This is a genomic window from Streptococcus infantis (genome assembly GCF_047463635.1).
Taxonomy (GTDB): domain Bacteria; phylum Bacillota; class Bacilli; order Lactobacillales; family Streptococcaceae; genus Streptococcus; species Streptococcus infantis_W.
Map to the genome: position 1 here is coordinate 1 of NZ_JASHDL010000015.1, position 17,821 is coordinate 17,821.

11 protein-coding genes are annotated in these 17,821 nt (G+C 41.2%); 9 read left to right on the forward strand and 2 right to left on the reverse strand.

Annotated elements, in window-relative coordinates; genetic code table 11:
* The coding region (locus QM867_RS08240; RefSeq protein ID WP_414315542.1) for a transposase family protein at window positions 1-313 on the reverse strand (313 nt) is incomplete at its 3' end.
* Between the two features lie 744 nt (window positions 314-1,057).
* On the opposite strand from QM867_RS08240, the gene secA reads away from it, so the two are divergent.
* From secA to glmS, 7 genes are all read left to right on the forward strand, one after another.
* Entirely contained in the window at window positions 1,058-3,571 is a 2,514-nt protein-coding gene (gene secA / locus QM867_RS08245; RefSeq protein WP_414315543.1) for a preprotein translocase subunit SecA, read from the forward strand.
* A gap of 81 nt (window positions 3,572-3,652) precedes the next feature.
* The gene (locus QM867_RS08250; RefSeq protein WP_315640733.1) at window positions 3,653-4,684 is read left to right on the forward strand and encodes a 3-deoxy-7-phosphoheptulonate synthase; all 1,032 of its coding nucleotides are present in this window, start codon (window positions 3,653-3,655) and stop codon (window positions 4,682-4,684) included.
* Between the two features lies 1 nt (window position 4,685).
* A complete protein-coding gene (locus QM867_RS08255; RefSeq protein WP_075228792.1) occupies window positions 4,686-5,717 on the forward strand; it encodes a 3-deoxy-7-phosphoheptulonate synthase in 1,032 nt (343 codons plus the stop codon).
* 45 nt (window positions 5,718-5,762) lie between these two features.
* Window positions 5,763-6,125, forward strand: a complete 363-nt coding sequence (gene acpS, locus QM867_RS08260; protein WP_315640904.1) for a holo-ACP synthase — start codon at window positions 5,763-5,765, stop codon at window positions 6,123-6,125.
* Entirely contained in the window at window positions 6,115-7,218 is a 1,104-nt protein-coding gene (gene alr / locus QM867_RS08265) for an alanine racemase (protein ID WP_315640736.1), read from the forward strand. The genes acpS and alr overlap by 11 nt, the downstream gene beginning before the upstream one ends.
* 24 nt (window positions 7,219-7,242) lie before the next feature.
* Window positions 7,243-9,258 carry an ATP-dependent DNA helicase RecG gene (gene recG / locus QM867_RS08270; protein ID WP_414315544.1) on the forward strand — a complete coding sequence of 672 codons (2,016 nt, stop codon included), beginning with the start codon at window positions 7,243-7,245 and terminating at the stop codon, window positions 9,256-9,258.
* Window positions 9,259-10,147: 889 nt separating this feature from the next.
* The gene (gene glmS / locus QM867_RS08275) at window positions 10,148-11,956 is read left to right on the forward strand and encodes a glutamine--fructose-6-phosphate transaminase (isomerizing) (RefSeq protein ID WP_414315545.1); all 1,809 of its coding nucleotides are present in this window, start codon (window positions 10,148-10,150) and stop codon (window positions 11,954-11,956) included.
* Window positions 11,957-12,419: 463 nt separating this feature from the next.
* Here the strand turns inward: glmS and QM867_RS08280 are convergent, their stop codons facing one another.
* Complete coding sequence (locus tag QM867_RS08280) at window positions 12,420-13,904, reverse strand: DUF1846 domain-containing protein (protein ID WP_049503931.1); 1,485 nt, start codon at window positions 13,902-13,904, stop codon at window positions 12,420-12,422.
* A 152-nt stretch (window positions 13,905-14,056) separates the two neighbouring features.
* Here QM867_RS08280 and QM867_RS08285 point away from each other — a divergent pair, with 152 nt between their 5' ends.
* Window positions 14,057-15,667 carry a glycoside hydrolase family 13 protein gene (locus QM867_RS08285; protein ID WP_414315546.1) on the forward strand — a complete coding sequence of 537 codons (1,611 nt, stop codon included), beginning with the start codon at window positions 14,057-14,059 and terminating at the stop codon, window positions 15,665-15,667.
* 168 nt (window positions 15,668-15,835) lie between these two features.
* The gene (locus tag QM867_RS08290) at window positions 15,836-17,803 is read left to right on the forward strand and encodes a peptide ABC transporter substrate-binding protein (protein WP_414315547.1); all 1,968 of its coding nucleotides are present in this window, start codon (window positions 15,836-15,838) and stop codon (window positions 17,801-17,803) included.
* The last annotated feature ends 18 nt before the right edge of the window (window positions 17,804-17,821 follow it).

Consider the following 17,821-nt stretch of genomic DNA (forward strand, 5'->3'; position numbering starts at 1 on the left):
TGGTCGCGATTTGGTGATTCTTTTTGACTAAGGAAGTCTCTGCGACAGCTATTTTCCCGCAGACTTTACAACGGAAACGGCGTTTTCTCAATCGAATGAGTGTCTTATAGCCTGCACACTCTAGATAGGGGATTTTAGATTCTTTCTGGAAGTCATATTTAGTCATTTGCCCTAGGCAGTGATGACACTTAGGAGCAGGATAATCTAGCTTAGCGATGACTTCTTTATGAGTTCCAGCATCAAGATAATCCAAGATTTTGATGTTCTTGTCTTTAATTCCGAGTAAGTTTGTGATAAAATTTAATTGTTCCATAAGATTCTTTCTAATGATGGTTTGGTCGCTTTTCATTATAGGTCTTATGGGACTTTTTTTCTACAACAAAATAGGCTCCATAATTCCTATGGTGGTTTTACCCACTACAGAAATTATAGAGCCTTTTTTGCTATAATAAAATAAGGAACGCGTTGGAGAGGTAAGGAGATGGAAAAACTATTAAAATTCTTGATTTTGGCACCCTACTTTTACTTTTTCGTTGGCAAGGGAAGGTACAGCCAGGAAGTAAGTACTTTTCTGTCTTTTACTATTTTTATTGGCTTTATATGCCTCTAGCAGCCTTGTTTAGTCTAGCCTTCACTCTTTTTTCGCTAGTCTTATTTAACTTTATTTTACAAGAACCAAGGGATCTTGCTAGATGGATGATCTGGCTACTTTTAGTCTTTTTATCCTTAGTCAATGACTGGAAAATCTATGCTTGTCTAAAATTTATGAATAAGCTACGATTGGAAAAGAAGAAATCCAGTCTTCCTTGAAAGAAATAGGCAAGCTTTTACCTAATAGAAAATGATGGCAATTTTTTCATGGATAAACTAGCTAGAAGCATTAATGAAGAAAAATGAAGAAAACTAGCCTCGGAATAGGAATTTTAAGGGAACTAATCTCGATGATTAGCCCTTTTTTGCCCTAAGGGAAAACGGAATATTTCTTGAAAAAATTGGGCAAATATGCTACAATAAAAAGAACATTCTAAAATATTCAGAATTTAAAGTAAGGAAAAAAATGGCAAATTTACTAAAAACAATCATCGAAAATGATAAAGGGGAACTCCGCCGCCTAGAAAAGATGGCTGATAAAGTCCTCAAATATGAAGATGAAATGGCTGCGTTAACAGACGAGCAATTGAAAGCAAAAACAGAAGAATTCAAACAACGCTATCAAAATGGTGAGACTCTTGACCAACTTTTGTATGAGGCGTTTGCTGTTGTACGCGAGGGAGCTAAGCGTGTTCTTGGTCTTTTCCCTTATAAGGTTCAGGTTATGGGGGGGATCGTTCTTCACCATGGTGACGTTCCTGAGATGCGTACTGGTGAGGGGAAAACATTGACAGCGACTATGCCTGTATACCTTAACGCCCTTTCAGGTAAAGGTGTACACGTAGTTACGGTCAATGAGTACCTATCAGAACGTGACGCGACTGAGATGGGTGAGTTGTACTCATGGCTCGGCTTGTCAGTAGGGATTAACTTGGCAGCCAAATCTCCAATGGAGAAAAAAGAAGCTTATGAGTGTGATATCACTTATTCAACAAACTCAGAGATTGGTTTCGATTATCTTCGTGATAATATGGTCGTTCGTGCTGAAAATATGGTTCAACGTCCACTCAACTACGCCTTGGTCGATGAGGTTGACTCAATCTTGATCGACGAAGCTCGTACTCCTTTGATCGTTTCAGGAGCCAATGCAGTTGAAACCAGCCAACTCTACCATATGGCTGACCATTTTGTGAAGTCTTTGGATAAGGATGACTATATCATTGATATTCAGTCTAAGACAATTGGTCTATCTGATTCTGGTATTGACAAGGCTGAAAGCTACTTCAAACTAGAAAATCTCTACGATATCGAAAACGTAGCCTTGACTCACTTTATCGATAATGCCCTTCGTGCCAACTACATCATGCTTCTCGATATTGACTACGTGGTCAGCGAAGAGCAGGAGATCTTGATTGTCGACCAATTTACAGGTCGTACTATGGAAGGTCGTCGTTATTCTGATGGATTGCACCAAGCGATTGAAGCTAAAGAAGGTGTGCCAATCCAAGATGAAACCAAGACTTCAGCTTCTATCACCTACCAAAACCTCTTCCGTATGTACAAGAAGTTGTCTGGTATGACAGGTACTGGTAAGACTGAGGAAGAAGAATTCCGCGAAATCTACAATATTCGTGTTATTCCTATCCCAACAAACCGTCCTGTTCAACGTATTGACCATCCAGACGTACTTTATGCTAGTCTTGAAGCTAAATTTAAGGCTGTTGTTGAAGATGTAAAAGCTCGCTACCAAAAAGGTCAACCTGTCTTGGTTGGTACAGTTGCTGTTGAAACCAGTGATTATATTTCTAAAAAATTGGTAGCTGCAGGTGTTCCTCACGAAGTATTGAATGCCAAGAACCACTACAAAGAAGCTCAAATCATCATGAATGCTGGCCAACGTGGTGCAGTTACAATTGCGACCAACATGGCCGGTCGTGGTACCGACATCAAACTTGGTGAAGGTGTTCGTGAACTTGGTGGACTTTGTGTCATCGGTACAGAACGTCATGAAAGCCGTCGTATCGATAACCAGCTTCGTGGACGTTCAGGACGTCAAGGGGATCCAGGGGAATCTCAATTCTACCTTTCTCTTGAAGATGATTTGATGAAACGTTTCGGTTCAGAGCGCTTGAAGGGTGTCTTTGAACGTCTCAATATGTCAGACGAAGCGATCAAATCTCGTATGTTGACACGTCAGGTTGAAGCAGCACAAAAACGTGTTGAAGGAAACAACTACGACACACGTAAACAAGTCCTTCAATACGATGATGTCATGCGTGAGCAACGTGAGATTATTTACTCACAACGTTACGATGTCATCACTGCTGATCGTGACTTGGCTCCTGAGATTCATGCGATGATTAAACGCACTATTAATCGTGTTGTTGATAATCATGCGCGTGCTAAACAGGATGAAAAACTAGAAGCTATCTTGAATTTTGCAAGATACAACTTGCTTCCAGAAGATTCAATTTCACTTTCAGACCTAGAAGGTTTATCAGACCAAGCAATCAAAGATGAACTTTATCAACGTGCCTTGAAAGTCTACGATAGCCAAGTTGCTAAGCTTCGAGATGAGGAAGCTGTTAAAGAATTCCAAAAAGTCTTGATCCTACGTGTTGTAGACAACAAGTGGACAGACCATATCGATGCTCTTGATCAGTTGCGTAATGCTGTTGGCCTTCGTGGTTACGCACAAAACAACCCTGTCGTTGAGTATCAAGCAGAAGGTTTCCGTATGTTTAATGATATGATTGGTTCCATTGAGTTTGATGTGACTCGTTTGATGATGAAAGCACAAATTCATGAACAAGAGCGTCCACAAGCAGAGCGTCATATCAGTACTACAGCGGCTCGTAATATTGCTGCACAACAGACTGAGCTTCCTGCAGATTTGGATCTTAGCAAAGTTAAGCGTAATGACTTGTGTCCATGTGGTTCTGGTAAGAAATTTAAAAACTGTCACGGTAAACGACGTTAAGAATGACTAATTTTCAGGCGGATGCCTAGTGAAAAGTGAATTTTCGCTTGGCATCCGTTTGCTTTATAAGGAGGATGAATCATGGTATTTACAGCCAAAAGCCCTAAAATTAATATTGAAGAAGTTCGTAGTTTGTCTAAATTAGAAGGACAAGCACTTGCCAATAAACAACAACGCGATCAAGAACTTGAAGCGATTATTCGTGGTGAAGATCAACGCATTTTGTTAGTGATTGGTCCGTGTTCGTCTGACAATGAAGAAGCAGTTCTTGAGTATGCCAAGCGTTTGGCAAAACTGCAAGAAGAAGTAAAAGACCGCGTCTTTATGGTGATGCGCGTCTACACTGCTAAACCACGTACTAATGGTGATGGCTATAAGGGCTTGATTCACCAACCAAATGCCAAAGAAGCACCTAGTCTCATCAATGGGATCAAGGCGGTTCGTCACCTGCACTACCGTGTTATTTCTGAAACAGGAATGACCACAGCGGATGAGATGTTGTACCCAGAAAACCTTCCTTTGGTAGATGATTTGATTTCTTATATGGCAGTTGGAGCTCGTTCGGTTGAAGACCAACAACACCGTTTTGTAGCTAGTGGAGCAGATTTTGCGACAGGTTTTAAAAATCCAACGTCTGGTAATCTCAATGTTATGTTCAACGGTATTTATGCAGCTCAAAACAAACAAAGTTTCCTTTTCCTAGGGAAAGAAGTTGAAACGACTGGAAATCCTCTATCGCATGCCATTCTCCGTGGTGCCCTCAATGAATACGGGAAAAATATTCCTAACTACTACTATGATAATTTGATGGATACCATTGCCCAGTATGAAAAGATGGGCCTTGAAAATCCATTTATCATCATTGATACCAACCATGATAACTCAGGCAAACAGTATATGGATCAGATTCGTATCGTACGTCAGACCTTGATTAACCGCGATTGGAATGAAAAGATTAAAAAATATGTCCGTGGTTTCATGATTGAGTCTTATCTAGAAGACGGTCGTCAAAATGAACCAGAGGTCTTTGGAAAATCTATCACCGATCCATGTCTAGGATGGGAAAATACTGAGACTCTTGTACGCGAAATCTACCAAAGACTAGGAGAATAATATGGCATTTATTGAAAAAGGTCAAGAAATCGATATTGAAGCGATTAAGGCGGAAACGCAATTATCTGCAGAAGCCTTGCAACATAAGGAAAGCCGAGACCAAGAACTGGCTGATATTCTATCTGGTAAGGATGACCGTATTCTTTTGGTCATTGGACCTTGTTCATCTGATAATGAAGAAGCAGTGCTTGAATATGCTCGTCGTTTGGCAGACTTGCAGAAAAAAGTTGCGGATAAGATTTTCATGGTCATGCGTGTTTACACAGCTAAGCCACGTACCAATGGAGATGGCTACAAGGGTTTGGTTCATCAGCCAGATACTTCTAAAGCACCAAGTTTGATTAATGGTTTGCAGGCTGTTCGTCAGCTTCATTATCGTGTTATTACAGAAACTGGACTAACCACAGCAGATGAAATGCTTTATCCATCCAATCTAGTCTTGGTTGACGACTTGGTGAGCTACCATGCAGTGGGTGCGCGTTCAGTAGAAGATCAGGAACACCGTTTTGTAGCTTCAGGGATTGATGCACCAGTGGGTATGAAAAATCCAACCTCTGGAAATCTGTCTGTTATGTTTAATGCCATCTATGCTGCACAAAACAAGCAAACATTTCTTTACCATGGACAAGAAGTTGAGACTTCAGGTAATCCCCTAGCTCACGTTATCCTTCGTGGAGCTATGAATGAATATGGGAAGAATGAACCAAACTTCTACTATGAAACTCTCTTAAATGCTATCGGGCGTTACGAGTCTATGGGGCTTGAAAATCCCTTTATCATGATTGATACCAACCATGATAATTCAGGGAAACAATATATGGAGCAAGTTCGAATTGTTCGCCAAGCACTGCTCAACCGTGACTGGAATGAAAAGATTAAGAAAACAGTTCGAGGTTTCATGATTGAATCCTACTTGGCAGATGGTCGCCAAAATCAACCAGAAATCTTTGGTTGCTCTATTACAGACCCATGTCTAGGATGGGAAAACACAGTTGCCTTGGTAGAAGAAATTTATACTACCTTAACAAAATAAGTGAAAAGGATGGAGTTGGGGGTATCTCAACTCCTTTTGACGAAAATGATAGTTGGACACGGAATTGATATCGAAGAATTAGCTTCCATACAAAATGCAGTTGAAAAAAGAAAATGTTTTGCCCAGCGTGTCTTGACAGACAAGGAAATGGAGCGCTTTTCCAGTCTCAAGGGTCGAAGACAGGTCGAGTATTTGGCTGGTCGTTGGTCAGCTAAAGAAGCCTTTTCAAAGGCTATGGGAACGGGAATTGGGAAATTAGGTTTTCAGGACTTGGAAGTCTTGAACAATGAGAGAGGAGCCCCCTACTTCAGTAAATCCCCGTTTTCAGGAAAAGTGTGGCTATCGATCAGCCATACAGATCAGTTTGTGACAGCTAGTGTTATTTTGGAGGAAGATTATGAAAACTAGTCCACATAGACCAACTAAGGCCCTCATCGATCTGGGTGCTATTCGCTACAATATCCAACAAATGGGTGCGCATATTCCCAAAGATACCCTAAAATGGGCGGTTGTGAAAGCCAATGCATACGGACACGGAGCGGTAGCTGTTGCTACGGCTATCCAGGATGATGTCAATGGTTTTTGCGTTTCTAATATCGATGAAGCCATCGAGCTTCGTCAGGCAGGAATTTCTAAGAAGATTCTCATTTTGGGAGTATCTGAGGTTGAATCTCTTTCATTGGCTAAGCAGTATGCGATTACCTTGACAGTGGCTGGATTGGAATGGATTGAGAATCTCCTTGCTACTGATTCAGATTTATCAGGCTTAACCGTTCACCTTAAAATTGACTCAGGTATGGGACGAATTGGTTTTAGAAGTGCAAGCGAGGCAGCACAAGCTCAAACTTTACTCAAGGGACATGGAGCAAATGTTGAGGGAATCTTTACGCACTTTGCAACTGCTGATGAAGAGTCGGATAGTTACTTTAATCAACAGTTAGAATGCTTTAAGGGAATCCTAGCTGACTTGCAAGAAGTACCAGAACTAGTCCATGCGAGTAACTCCGCAACGACTCTATGGCATGCAGAAACGATTTTCAATGCGGTTCGCATGGGAGATTCCATGTATGGTCTCAATCCAAGCGGACAAGTTTTAGAATTGCCTTATGAACTAAAACCAGCCTTAACTTTGGAAACAGCCATCGTTCATATCAAAACAGTAGAGGCTGGTGCTTGTATGGGTTACGGAGCAACTTATCAGGCAGACGGTGAGCAAGTCATTGCAACGCTACCAATCGGTTATGCTGATGGTTGGACAAGAGACATGCAGAATTTCTCAGTTCTGGTGGATGGACAATTGTGCCCTATCGTAGGGCGGGTATCTATGGACCAGATCACGGTTCGTTTGCATAAGCTGTATCCATTAGGTACCAAGGTAACTTTGATTGGTGCAGACGGTGATCAAGAAATTACTGCAACAGATGTAGCAGTCTACAGAGGAACTATCAATTATGAGGTGGTTTGCCTCCTCAGTGATCGAGTTCCGAGAGAATATCATTAAAAGAAAGAAGGAAAGGAGAAGAGCATGAATTTACATCAACCCTTGCATGTCTTGCCTGGCGTGGGACCAAAATCAGCAGAGAAATATGCCAAACTAGGAATTGAAAACCTGCAAGATCTCTTGCTCTACTTTCCTTTCCGTTATGAAGATTTTAAGACCAAGCAGGTGCTAGAGCTAGAAGACGGTGAAAAGGCTGTCCTATCTGGTCAGGTAGTAACACCAGCTAGTGTTCAGTATTATGGTTTTAAGCGCAATCGCCTACGCTTTAGCCTCAAGCAGGGAGAAGTTGTGTTTTCAGTGAACTTCTTTAACCAACCCTACCTGGCTGACAAGATTGAGCTAGGAGCGACTCTAGCCGTTTTTGGTAAGTGGGATCGCGCCAAGGCTAGTCTCACAGGGATGAAGGTTTTAGCCCAAGTGGAGGACGACCTTCAACCTGTCTATCGTCTCGCACAAGGAGTTAGTCAAGCAAGCCTTGTTAAGGTCATTAAAACCGCCTTTGATCAGGGGCTAGATCTCTTGATAGAGGAAAATCTCCCTCAGTCCTTGCTAGATAAATACAAACTCATGTCTCGCTGTCAGGCTGTTCGTGCCATGCATTTTCCTAAGAATTTGGCAGAATACAAGCAGGCTCTCCGTCGAATCAAGTTTGAGGAACTTTTCTATTTCCAAATGCAATTACAGACCCTCAAGTCTGAGAATAAGATTCACGGAAGTGGTCTGGTTCTGAATTGGTCCCAGGAAAAACTAACTGCGGTTAAAGAAAAGTTACCCTTTGCTTTGACACAAGCTCAAGAAAAAAGCCTGCAAGAAATCCTATCAGATATGAAGTCGGACCATCACATGAATCGACTCTTACAAGGGGATGTTGGTAGTGGGAAGACAGTGGTTGCGGGGCTAGCGATGTACGCGGCTATAACGGCTGGTTATCAGGCAGCTCTAATGGTTCCGACAGAGATCCTTGCAGAGCAGCATTTTGAAAGTTTAGAGAGTCTCTTTCCAGATTTGAAACTAGCCCTCCTAACAGGTTCACTGAAAGCTGCAGAAAAACGCACGGTTTTGGAAACGATTGCTAAGGGCGAGGTTGATGTGATCGTCGGTACCCATGCTCTTATACAGGATGGGGTGGAATACGCTCGACTTGGTTTGATTATCATCGATGAACAACACCGATTTGGTGTGGGACAAAGACGTATTTTACGTGAAAAAGGAGAAAATCCAGATGTCCTCATGATGACGGCGACTCCGATTCCACGAACCTTAGCCATCACCGCCTTTGGAGATATGGATGTTTCCATTATTGACCAGATGCCTGCTGGGCGCAAACCAATCGTAACTCGCTGGATCAAGCATGAGCAACTGCCACAGGTTTTGACTTGGTTGGAAGGAGAAATTCAAAAAGGGTCTCAAGCCTATGTTATTTCTCCTTTGATTGAAGAATCTGAAGCCTTGGATTTGAAAAATGCTATCGCTTTATCGGAAGAGTTGACGGCTCATTTTTCAGAAAAAGCAAAAGTTGCTCTCTTGCATGGGAAGATGAAGAGCGATGAAAAAGACCAGATTATGCAGGAGTTCAAAGATAGAAAGACTGATATTCTGGTCTCTACAACGGTTATAGAAGTTGGGGTCAATGTGCCAAATGCGACGGTTATGATTATCATGGATGCTGACCGTTTCGGACTTAGTCAGCTTCATCAGCTCAGAGGTCGTGTCGGTCGTGGGGAGAAGCAGTCCTATGCAGTTCTCGTTGCCAATCCTAAGACTGACTCTGGAAAAGACCGCATGCGCATCATGACGGAAACGACTAATGGATTTGTCCTTGCAGAAGAAGATTTGAAAATGCGAGGTTCGGGTGAGATTTTTGGAACTAGACAGTCAGGTCTACCAGAGTTTCAAGTGGCTGATATTATCGAGGACTTCCCAATCCTTGAAGAAGCACGTAAGGTAGCTAGTTATATCAGCTCACTGTCTAACTGGCAAGAGGATCCAGAGTGGCATGTGGTTGCCCTGAATCTAGAGAAGAAAGAACATTTAGATTAATACTCTTCAAAAATCTCTTCAAACCACGTTAACGTCGCCTTGCCGTATATGTGTTACTGACTTCGTCAGTTCTATCCACAACCTCAAAACGGTGTTTTGAGCAGCCTGCGGCTAGTTTCCTGGTTTGCTCTTTGATTTTCATTGAGTATAAGCTTTCTCTAAGAAAATCTTAAGTTTGCTTTTAGGGTTATTGCCTATATTCGAGTCATCAAAAAGAAACGAGGGCTCTCACATGACAATGACGATTAAAGTAAATTACCAAAAAACAACAGGAGCAAGCACCTTCTCCTAAATACTAAGTAAAAGAGCGGTAACGCTCTTTTTGTATGGGATTCGCAGCTAAGGGATTTAGAAAAATGCTTATGTTAATTCGATTTACTGAATGTATAACCTTAAACATCACTTCAAACAAGGTCTTAGTCTATCTGATAAACTGAAAACAGTGCTTTGAGAAAGCTGTGACTAGCTTTCTAGTTTGCTCTTTCGTTTTTATTGAATCAGAAGTTACTTTTAGTTTTTTCTAAGGAAAATATAAGCTATGTTTTAGGAAGGGATTTTATACTAGATTCATCAAAAAGAAACGAGGACTCTCACATGACAATGACGATTAAAGTGAATTATCAAAAAACCTTTCAAGAAGTAGTAGAAGCAGACAAGCTTGCTACAAAATAGTAGTTATTAAGGGCGATAGAGCCCTTTTTAAATACTTGCTTTAGGTGAAATATGATAGATTTTTAGTATAAAGAATCAGTAGAATCACGCTATACCAATTTTTACTCTTGACAAGTAAAAGAAACAAGTATATACTGTTTTTGCTGATTCTATAAAAGAAGAATTAGACTATACCAATTTTAAGGGGAAAGCACAGCTAGCCTGTGTCGTATATACTATGTGTGGAATTGTTGGTGTTGTTGGAAACACAAATGCAACTGATATTTTGATTCAAGGACTTGAAAAACTCGAATACCGTGGCTATGATTCGGCTGGAATTTTTGTTCTAGGTGGTGCTGAAAACCATTTGGTAAAAGCAGTTGGTCGTATCGCAGAATTATCTGCTAAAACTGCTGGTGTTGAGGGAACAACTGGTATCGGACATACTCGTTGGGCGACTCATGGGAAACCAACAGAAGACAATGCTCACCCCCACCGCTCTGAGACAGGACGTTTTGTCTTGGTCCACAATGGTGTGATTGAAAACTATCTTGAAATCAAGGAAGAATACCTTGCAGGTCACCACTTTAAGGGGCAAACAGATACTGAAATCGCCGTTCACTTGATTGGAAAATTTGTGGAAGAAGATGGCTTGTCAGTTCTTGAAGCCTTCAAAAAGGCTCTTCACATCATTCGTGGTTCTTATGCCTTTGCCTTGATCGACTCTGAAAATCCAGATGTCATCTACGTGGCCAAGAACAAATCACCTCTCTTGATCGGTCTTGGAGATGGTTACAACATGGTCTGCTCAGATGCTATGGCTATGATTCGTGAGACCAATCAATATATGGAAATCCATGACCAAGAGTTGGTTATCGTAAAAGCTGATAGCGTTGAAGTGCAGGACTATGATGGTAACAGCCGTGAACGTGCTAGCTATACTGCAGAACTTGACTTGTCAGATATCGGTAAGGGGACATATCCTTACTACATGCTCAAGGAAATCGATGAGCAACCAACGGTGATGCGTAAGTTGATCCAAGCCTACACAGATGAGGCTGGTCAAGTAGTGGTTGATCCAGCTATCATCAAGGCTGTTCAAGATGCAGACCGCATCTACATTCTCGCAGCTGGGACTTCTTATCACGCAGGATTTGCTTCTAAGAAGATGTTGGAAGAATTGACAGATACGCCAGTTGAACTTGGTATCTCCTCTGAGTGGGGGTATGGTATGCCGCTTCTCAGCAAGAAACCACTCTTCATCTTTATCAGCCAATCTGGTGAAACAGCTGATAGCCGTCAGGTTTTGGTTAAGGCCAATGAAATGGGAATTCCAAGCTTGACAGTAACGAACATGCCAGGATCAACTTTGTCACGTGAAGCCAACCATACTATGTTGCTTCACGCAGGTCCTGAAATTGCCGTTGCTTCAACCAAGGCCTATACAGCCCAAATCGCATCCCTTGCCTTCCTCGCAAAAGCGGTTGGTGAAGCAAATGGCAATGAAAAAGCCAAAGCCTTTGACTTGGTTCATGAATTGTCTATCGTGGCTCAGTCTATCGAATCAACTCTTTCAGAGAAAGAAACGATCGACGCAAAAGTCCGTGAGCTTCTTGAAACAACACGCAACGCCTTTTACATCGGACGTGGTCAAGATTACTACGTAGCCATGGAAGCCAGTCTCAAGCTCAAAGAGATTTCGTACATCCAATGTGAAGGTTTTGCGGCTGGAGAGCTCAAGCACGGAACGATCGCATTGATTGAAGAAGGAACACCTGTTTTGGCTCTCTTATCAGACCCAGTTCTTGCCAACCACACTCGCGGAAATATCCAAGAAGTGGCAGCACGTGGAGCTAAGGTCCTCACCATTGCAGAAGAAAATGTTGTTAAAGAGACAGACGACATCGTGCTTACGACCGTCCACCCTTACCTCTCACCGATTTCAATGGTCGTACCGACGCAATTGGTCGCTTACTTTGCAACACTCCACCGTGGCCTTGATGTGGATAAACCACGTAACCTTGCTAAATCAGTAACGGTAGAATAAACCCAAAGTTTAAATCATAAGCAAAAGTGAACTAAATAGTTTTCTGGAAATCAGAATGCTATCTTGTTCACTTTTTTGTATATTTAATGAAAATTAATGACCAAACTAAGGTGTTTAGGTAGATATCTCACAGAATAGCTTTGAGCAACCTGTGGCTAGTTTGCTCTTTGATTTTCATTGAGTATCACTCCTTTTAAGGATTCATTAGAAATATAGTTGGTTGAATCTAGAATAGTACACTACGGATTCTAAAAAAACTTCTAGAAATTAAGTTGACTTTCCCAATCTCTTTGTTCATATCTTAATTCAATCCATTATAAATCTAAAATTAAGTGTTATCCCAGTTTCTATTAAAACTAGAATTCTTTTTGAAAGATATGCTTGTGAAAGGCTGGAAAGCTATAAAAAACCTCTAAGAGCTGGACGATAAGGATCCAACTCTTAGAGGAGTGAGTGTCGTATTTTACTTGCGATATAAACGATCGTATTGGTAGTAAGGATCAAAGGTTACATTGATTCCTAGTTTGCGAAGAACATTTTTATCTTCGTCTGTTAGGATAATCGTAGAGTGAGCTTCGCTTCCTTTGAGGTTTCCGAGTTCTTTCATGGCACGATCTGCATCAGGATTCTGCATAGCTGTGATTGCAAGTGCGATAAGGATTTCATTTGAGTGGAGTCGAGGGTTACGGCTACCCAAGTGATTGATTTTCAAACCTTGAATTGGTTTCACCACTTCTGGTTCAATTAATTTTGTTTCAGCATTGATGTTAGCTGATTTCTTGATTGCATTGATCAAAGCAGCGGCTGTTGGACCAAAGAGTTCTGAGTTCTTACCAGTAACGATTTCACCAGAAGGTAATTCAAGAGCTAGAGCAGGTCCGCCTGTTTCTTCTGCTTTTTGACGTGCGGCAACAGCAACCTTTCTATCAGCTGGTGTGATACCTAGGTCATTCATGAGAAGCTCAATCTTCTTCACAGCAGTTTCTCCAACCTTCTCAGCTTTGAAGTCAAGAACTGTCTGGTAATAGCGACGGATAATTTCCTGTTTAGATGCTTCAATGGCAGCGTCGTTATCAGTGATTGCAAAACCAACCATATTTACACCCATGTCAGTTGGAGATGCATAAGGAGACTCACCTAAGATACGTTCCAGCATACGCTTAAGAACAGGGAAAATTTCAATGTCGCGGTTGTAGTTGACTGTGGTTTCTCCATAAGTTTGGAGATGGAATGGGTCAATCATGTTGACATCATCTAGGTCTGCTGTAGCAGCTTCATAAGCCAAGTTGACTGGGTGATGAAGTGGGAGATTCCAAACTGGGAAGGTTTCAAATTTGGCATAACCAGACTTGATACCATTGATTTGGTCGTGGTACATGTTAGACATACAAGTTGCCAACTTACCTGAACCAGGCCCAGGAGCAGTCACGACAATCAAGTTACGACTCGTTTTGATATAGTCGTTTTTCCCCATACCTTCAGGAGAAATGATGTGATCCATATCTGTCGGATACCCCTTGATAGGGTAGTGGAGATAAGAGTCGATACCATTTTTCTCTAATTGATTACGGAAAGCATCAGCTGCCGGTTGGCCTGCATATTGAGTAATGACAACTGAACCAACAAAGATACCGAGTTCATTGAATTTATCGATCAAACGAAGCACTTCTTGGTCATAAGAAATGCCCAAGTCTCCACGAGCTTTTGAGTGCTCGATATTGCTAGCGTTAATAGCGATAACAACCTCAACTTGCTCCTTCAATTCTTGTAAGAGTTTGATTTTGTTATCTGGTTCATATCCAGGAAGGACACGAGCAGCGTGGAAATCTTCTAACATTTTGCCACCAAACTCCAAGTAGAGTTTGCCGTCAAATTGGTTGATGCGCTCCAAGATATGGTCGCGTTGTAGATTCAAATATTGTTCAGAACTAAAAGCTTGTTTTTTCATTTTTTTACCTCTGAGCTCTATTATATAAAAAAAATGGAAGATTAGAAACTAGAGAGTCGCAAAAGTGAGAAAAAAAGATAAAGCAAACGCTTGCATAATTTTGATAAAAGGTCTATGATGGAGTAAAGTCAATTTTAAATAGAGGTACAAAGATGCAAGAAAAATGGTGGCACAATGCCGTTGTTTATCAGGTCTATCCAAAAAGTTTTAAGGATAGCAATGGAGATGGGATTGGTGATTTGCCTGGGATTACCAGTAAGCTAGACTATCTAGCTAAGTTAGGGATTACAGCGATCTGGCTTTCTCCAGTCTATGATAGCCCCATGGATGACAATGGTTATGATATTGCCAATTATCAAGATATCGCGGCTATCTTTGGAACCATGGAAGATATGGATGTGCTGATTGCTGAGGCTAAAAAACGAGATATCCGAATCATTATGGATTTGGTGGTCAATCATACATCAGATGAGCACGCTTGGTTTATCGAAGCTTGTGAAAATCCTGATAGTCCTGAGCGAGACTACTATATCTGGCGTGATGAACCTAACGAATTGGAGTCAATTTTCAGTGGATCTGCCTGGCAATATGATGAAAAGTCAGGTCAATATTACCTGCACTTTTTCAGCAAGAAGCAACCAGACCTTAACTGGGAAAATGAAGAACTACGCCAAAAAATCTATGAGATGATGAATTTCTGGATTGATAAAGGGATTGGTGGATTCCGTATGGACGTTATTGACATGATTGGGAAGATTCCTGATCAGAAAATTGTCAACAATGGTCCTATGCTTCATCCCTATCTCAAGGAAATGAATCAGGCTACTTTCGGCGACAAAGAGCTCTTGACAGTAGGGGAAACTTGGGGAGCAACACCAGAGATCGCTAAACTCTATTCAGATCCTAAAGGACAAGAATTGTCTATGGTTTTCCAGTTTGAACATATCTGTCTTCAGTATCAGGAGGGCAAACCTAAGTGGCAGTACCAAAAAGAGCTAAATGTTGGGAAGTTAAAAGAGATTTTCAACAAATGGCAGACAGAGTTGGGAGTTGAAGATGGCTGGAATTCCCTCTTCTGGAACAACCATGACCTCCCTCGTATTGTTTCTATCTGGGGAAATGACCGAGAATACCGAGAAAAATCTGCTAAAGCGTATGCAATCTTGCTTCATCTCATGAGAGGGACTCCTTATATTTACCAAGGGGAGGAGATTGGGATGACCAATTTCCCATTTGAAAAGCTAGATCAAGTAGAGGATATTGAATCCCTCAACTATGCGCGTGAAGCTCTTGAAAAAGGTGTTTCAATGGAAACAATCATGGATAGCATTCGTGTGATTGGGCGTGACAATGCGCGTACTCCAATGCAGTGGGATGAGACAAAAAATGCTGGTTTCTCAGACGGACAACCTTGGTTGGCTGTTAATCCAAACTACGAAGCAATCAACGTTCAGGAAGCACTGGAAAACCCAGATTCTATTTTCTATACTTATCAAAAATTGGTAAACATTCGTAAGGAAAATAGCTGGTTGGTGAGAGCTGATTTTGAACTCCTTGAAACGGCTGAAAAAGTCTTTGCTTACATCCGTAAAGATGGTGACCGTCGGTTCCTAGTTGTGGCTAACTTGTCCAACCAAAAGCAAGAGTTCGCAGTTGAAGAATCAATCACATCTGTCTTGATTGCAAATACAGATGTCAAAGCTACCTTAGAACAATTAACATTAGCTCCTTGGGATGCCTTCTGTGTCGAATTAGTTGCTTAAAATTACCATCTCAAGTGTCGCATGGCGCTTGGGATTTTTACTAAAATAAGTGTAGAAAATTCTTTAAAAAATATTTGTTTGAATTTTCTAAAAAATACCCTGTAAACCCTTGCTTTTATATAAAAATAGGGTATAATGGTGAAAATAGTATTTTAAAGGAGAATACCGATGAAATCGAAAAAGTGGCTCGCAGTAGCAGGGATAACGATGAGCGCAGCTCTTCTTTTAGCGGCTTGTGGTAAGACTGAGAAAAAAGCAGATGCTCCAACAACATTTTCGTATGTATATGCCATTGATCCAACAACATTGGACTATAGCGTTACTAGTAAAAGTTCAACATCAGATGTCATCGCCAACCTGGTCGACGGACTCTTGGAAAATGACAAATATGGAAACCTGATTCCATCGCTTGCTGAAGACTGGTCTGTTTCACAAGATGGTTTGACTTACACATACAAGCTACGTAAAGGTGTCAAATGGTATACTTCTGAAGGAGAAGAGTATGCTGAAGTCAAGGCCCAAGACTTTGTGACTGGTTTGAAGCATGCTGCAGATGGTAAATCAGATGGCCTAACTCTTATCCAAGACTCTATCAAAGGTTTGGCAGAATACGTCAGTGGTGAAAGCAATGACTTCTCAACAGTTGGTGTCAAAGCAGTTGACGATTATACAGTTGAGTATACCTTGAACAAACCAGAAAGCTTCTGGAATTCTAAGGTAACAACAGCAACCATGCTCCCAGTTAATGAAGAATTCTTAAATTCTCAAGGGAAAGATTACGGTGCGGCAGCGCCTTCAGGTATTCTCTACAATGGTCCATATATTTTGAAGAACTTCACTTCAAAATCCGTGATCGAGTACGAAAAGAACCCGAATTATTGGGACAAAGACAATGTTAAAATTGATCACGTCAAGCTTACCTTCTACGATGGTTCTGACCAAGAATCATTGATTCGTAGCTTTGCGTCAGGCTCATATACGACAGCTCGTCTCTTCCCAACTAGTTCAAGTTTTGATTCAACTAAGAAAGAATACGGCGATAAGATTGTTTATAGCCCGCAAGAAGCGACAAGCTATTACTTTACTTTCAACGTAAATCGTCAGTCTTACAATAAAACAGCTAAGACAGATGATGCCCAAAAAACATCAACTAAAGAAGCGCTTCTCAATAAAAACTTCCGTCAAGCTATCAACTTTGCTCTAGACCGTCACGCCTACTCTGCACAGATGAATGGTGAAGAAGGTGCAGACAAGATTATCCGTACTAGCCTTGTGCCTTATGACTATGTTCAAGTTGGTGAAAAGACCTTCGGTGAATTGGCTCAAGAACAATTGGTAACATACGGAGACCAGTGGAAGGATGTAGCTTTGACAGATGGTAAAGATACCCTTTACAATCCAACAAAAGCAAAAGCTGCCTTTGAAAAAGCAAAATCAGAATTGCAAGCTAAAGGTGTAAGCTTCCCAATCCATTTGGATATTCCAGTTGAACAGACAGATGTCATTGCTGTACAGCAGACCAACTCCCTCAAACAGTCTGTCGAAGCAGCACTTGGAAGTGAAAATGTTGTTATCGACGTACTTCAAATGACTGACAATGAGAAAATGAGCATCACATCTCAAGCCAAAGTGCCTTCTCAAAAAGACTACGACTTGAACGGAACTGGTTGGGGGCCAGACTATCAAGACCCAGCAACCTACCTCAATATCTTAGATGCTAAGAAGGGTTCTGCCCTTAAACACTTGGGTATCACAAAAGGTAAAGATCCAGAAGTCATGGCTCAAGTTGGACTTGATGAGTACAAGAAACTCTTGGATGATGCAGCATCAGAAACAAGCGATCTTAACAAACGCTATGAAAAATATGCCAAAGCACAAGCTTGGGTTTCAGATAGCTCACTTCTTATCCCTGTAGCTTCTTCAGGTGGTTCTCCGACAGTTAGCCGTACAGTGCCATTCACAAAAGCTTACTCTCAAGTTGGTATCAAGGGTGATCCATTTGTATTTAAAGGTTTAGAGTTGCAAAATGATATTGTAACCACTAAAGAATACGAAGAAGCTCTCAAGAAATGGCAAAAAGAGAAAATTGAAACAAATGCCAAATACCAAAAAGAATTAGCAAATCACGTTAAATAGTCTTTTGTAATGAATAAA

Coding starts and splice junctions, on each gene's coding strand:
- QM867_RS08280 (WP_049503931.1), bottom strand. CDS start 13,904: ATGAAAAAACAAGCTTTTAGTTCTGAACAATATTTGAATCTACAACGC.
- QM867_RS08285 (WP_414315546.1), top strand. CDS start 14,057: ATGCAAGAAAAATGGTGGCACAATGCCGTTGTTTATCAGGTCTATCCA.
- QM867_RS08290 (WP_414315547.1), top strand. CDS start 15,836: ATGAAATCGAAAAAGTGGCTCGCAGTAGCAGGGATAACGATGAGCGCA.
- acpS (WP_315640904.1), top strand. CDS start 5,763: ATGATAGTTGGACACGGAATTGATATCGAAGAATTAGCTTCCATACAA.
- QM867_RS08250 (WP_315640733.1), top strand. CDS start 3,653: ATGGTATTTACAGCCAAAAGCCCTAAAATTAATATTGAAGAAGTTCGT.
- glmS (WP_414315545.1), top strand. CDS start 10,148: ATGTGTGGAATTGTTGGTGTTGTTGGAAACACAAATGCAACTGATATT.
- alr (WP_315640736.1), top strand. CDS start 6,115: ATGAAAACTAGTCCACATAGACCAACTAAGGCCCTCATCGATCTGGGT.
- recG (WP_414315544.1), top strand. CDS start 7,243: ATGAATTTACATCAACCCTTGCATGTCTTGCCTGGCGTGGGACCAAAA.
- secA (WP_414315543.1), top strand. CDS start 1,058: ATGGCAAATTTACTAAAAACAATCATCGAAAATGATAAAGGGGAACTC.
- QM867_RS08255 (WP_075228792.1), top strand. CDS start 4,686: ATGGCATTTATTGAAAAAGGTCAAGAAATCGATATTGAAGCGATTAAG.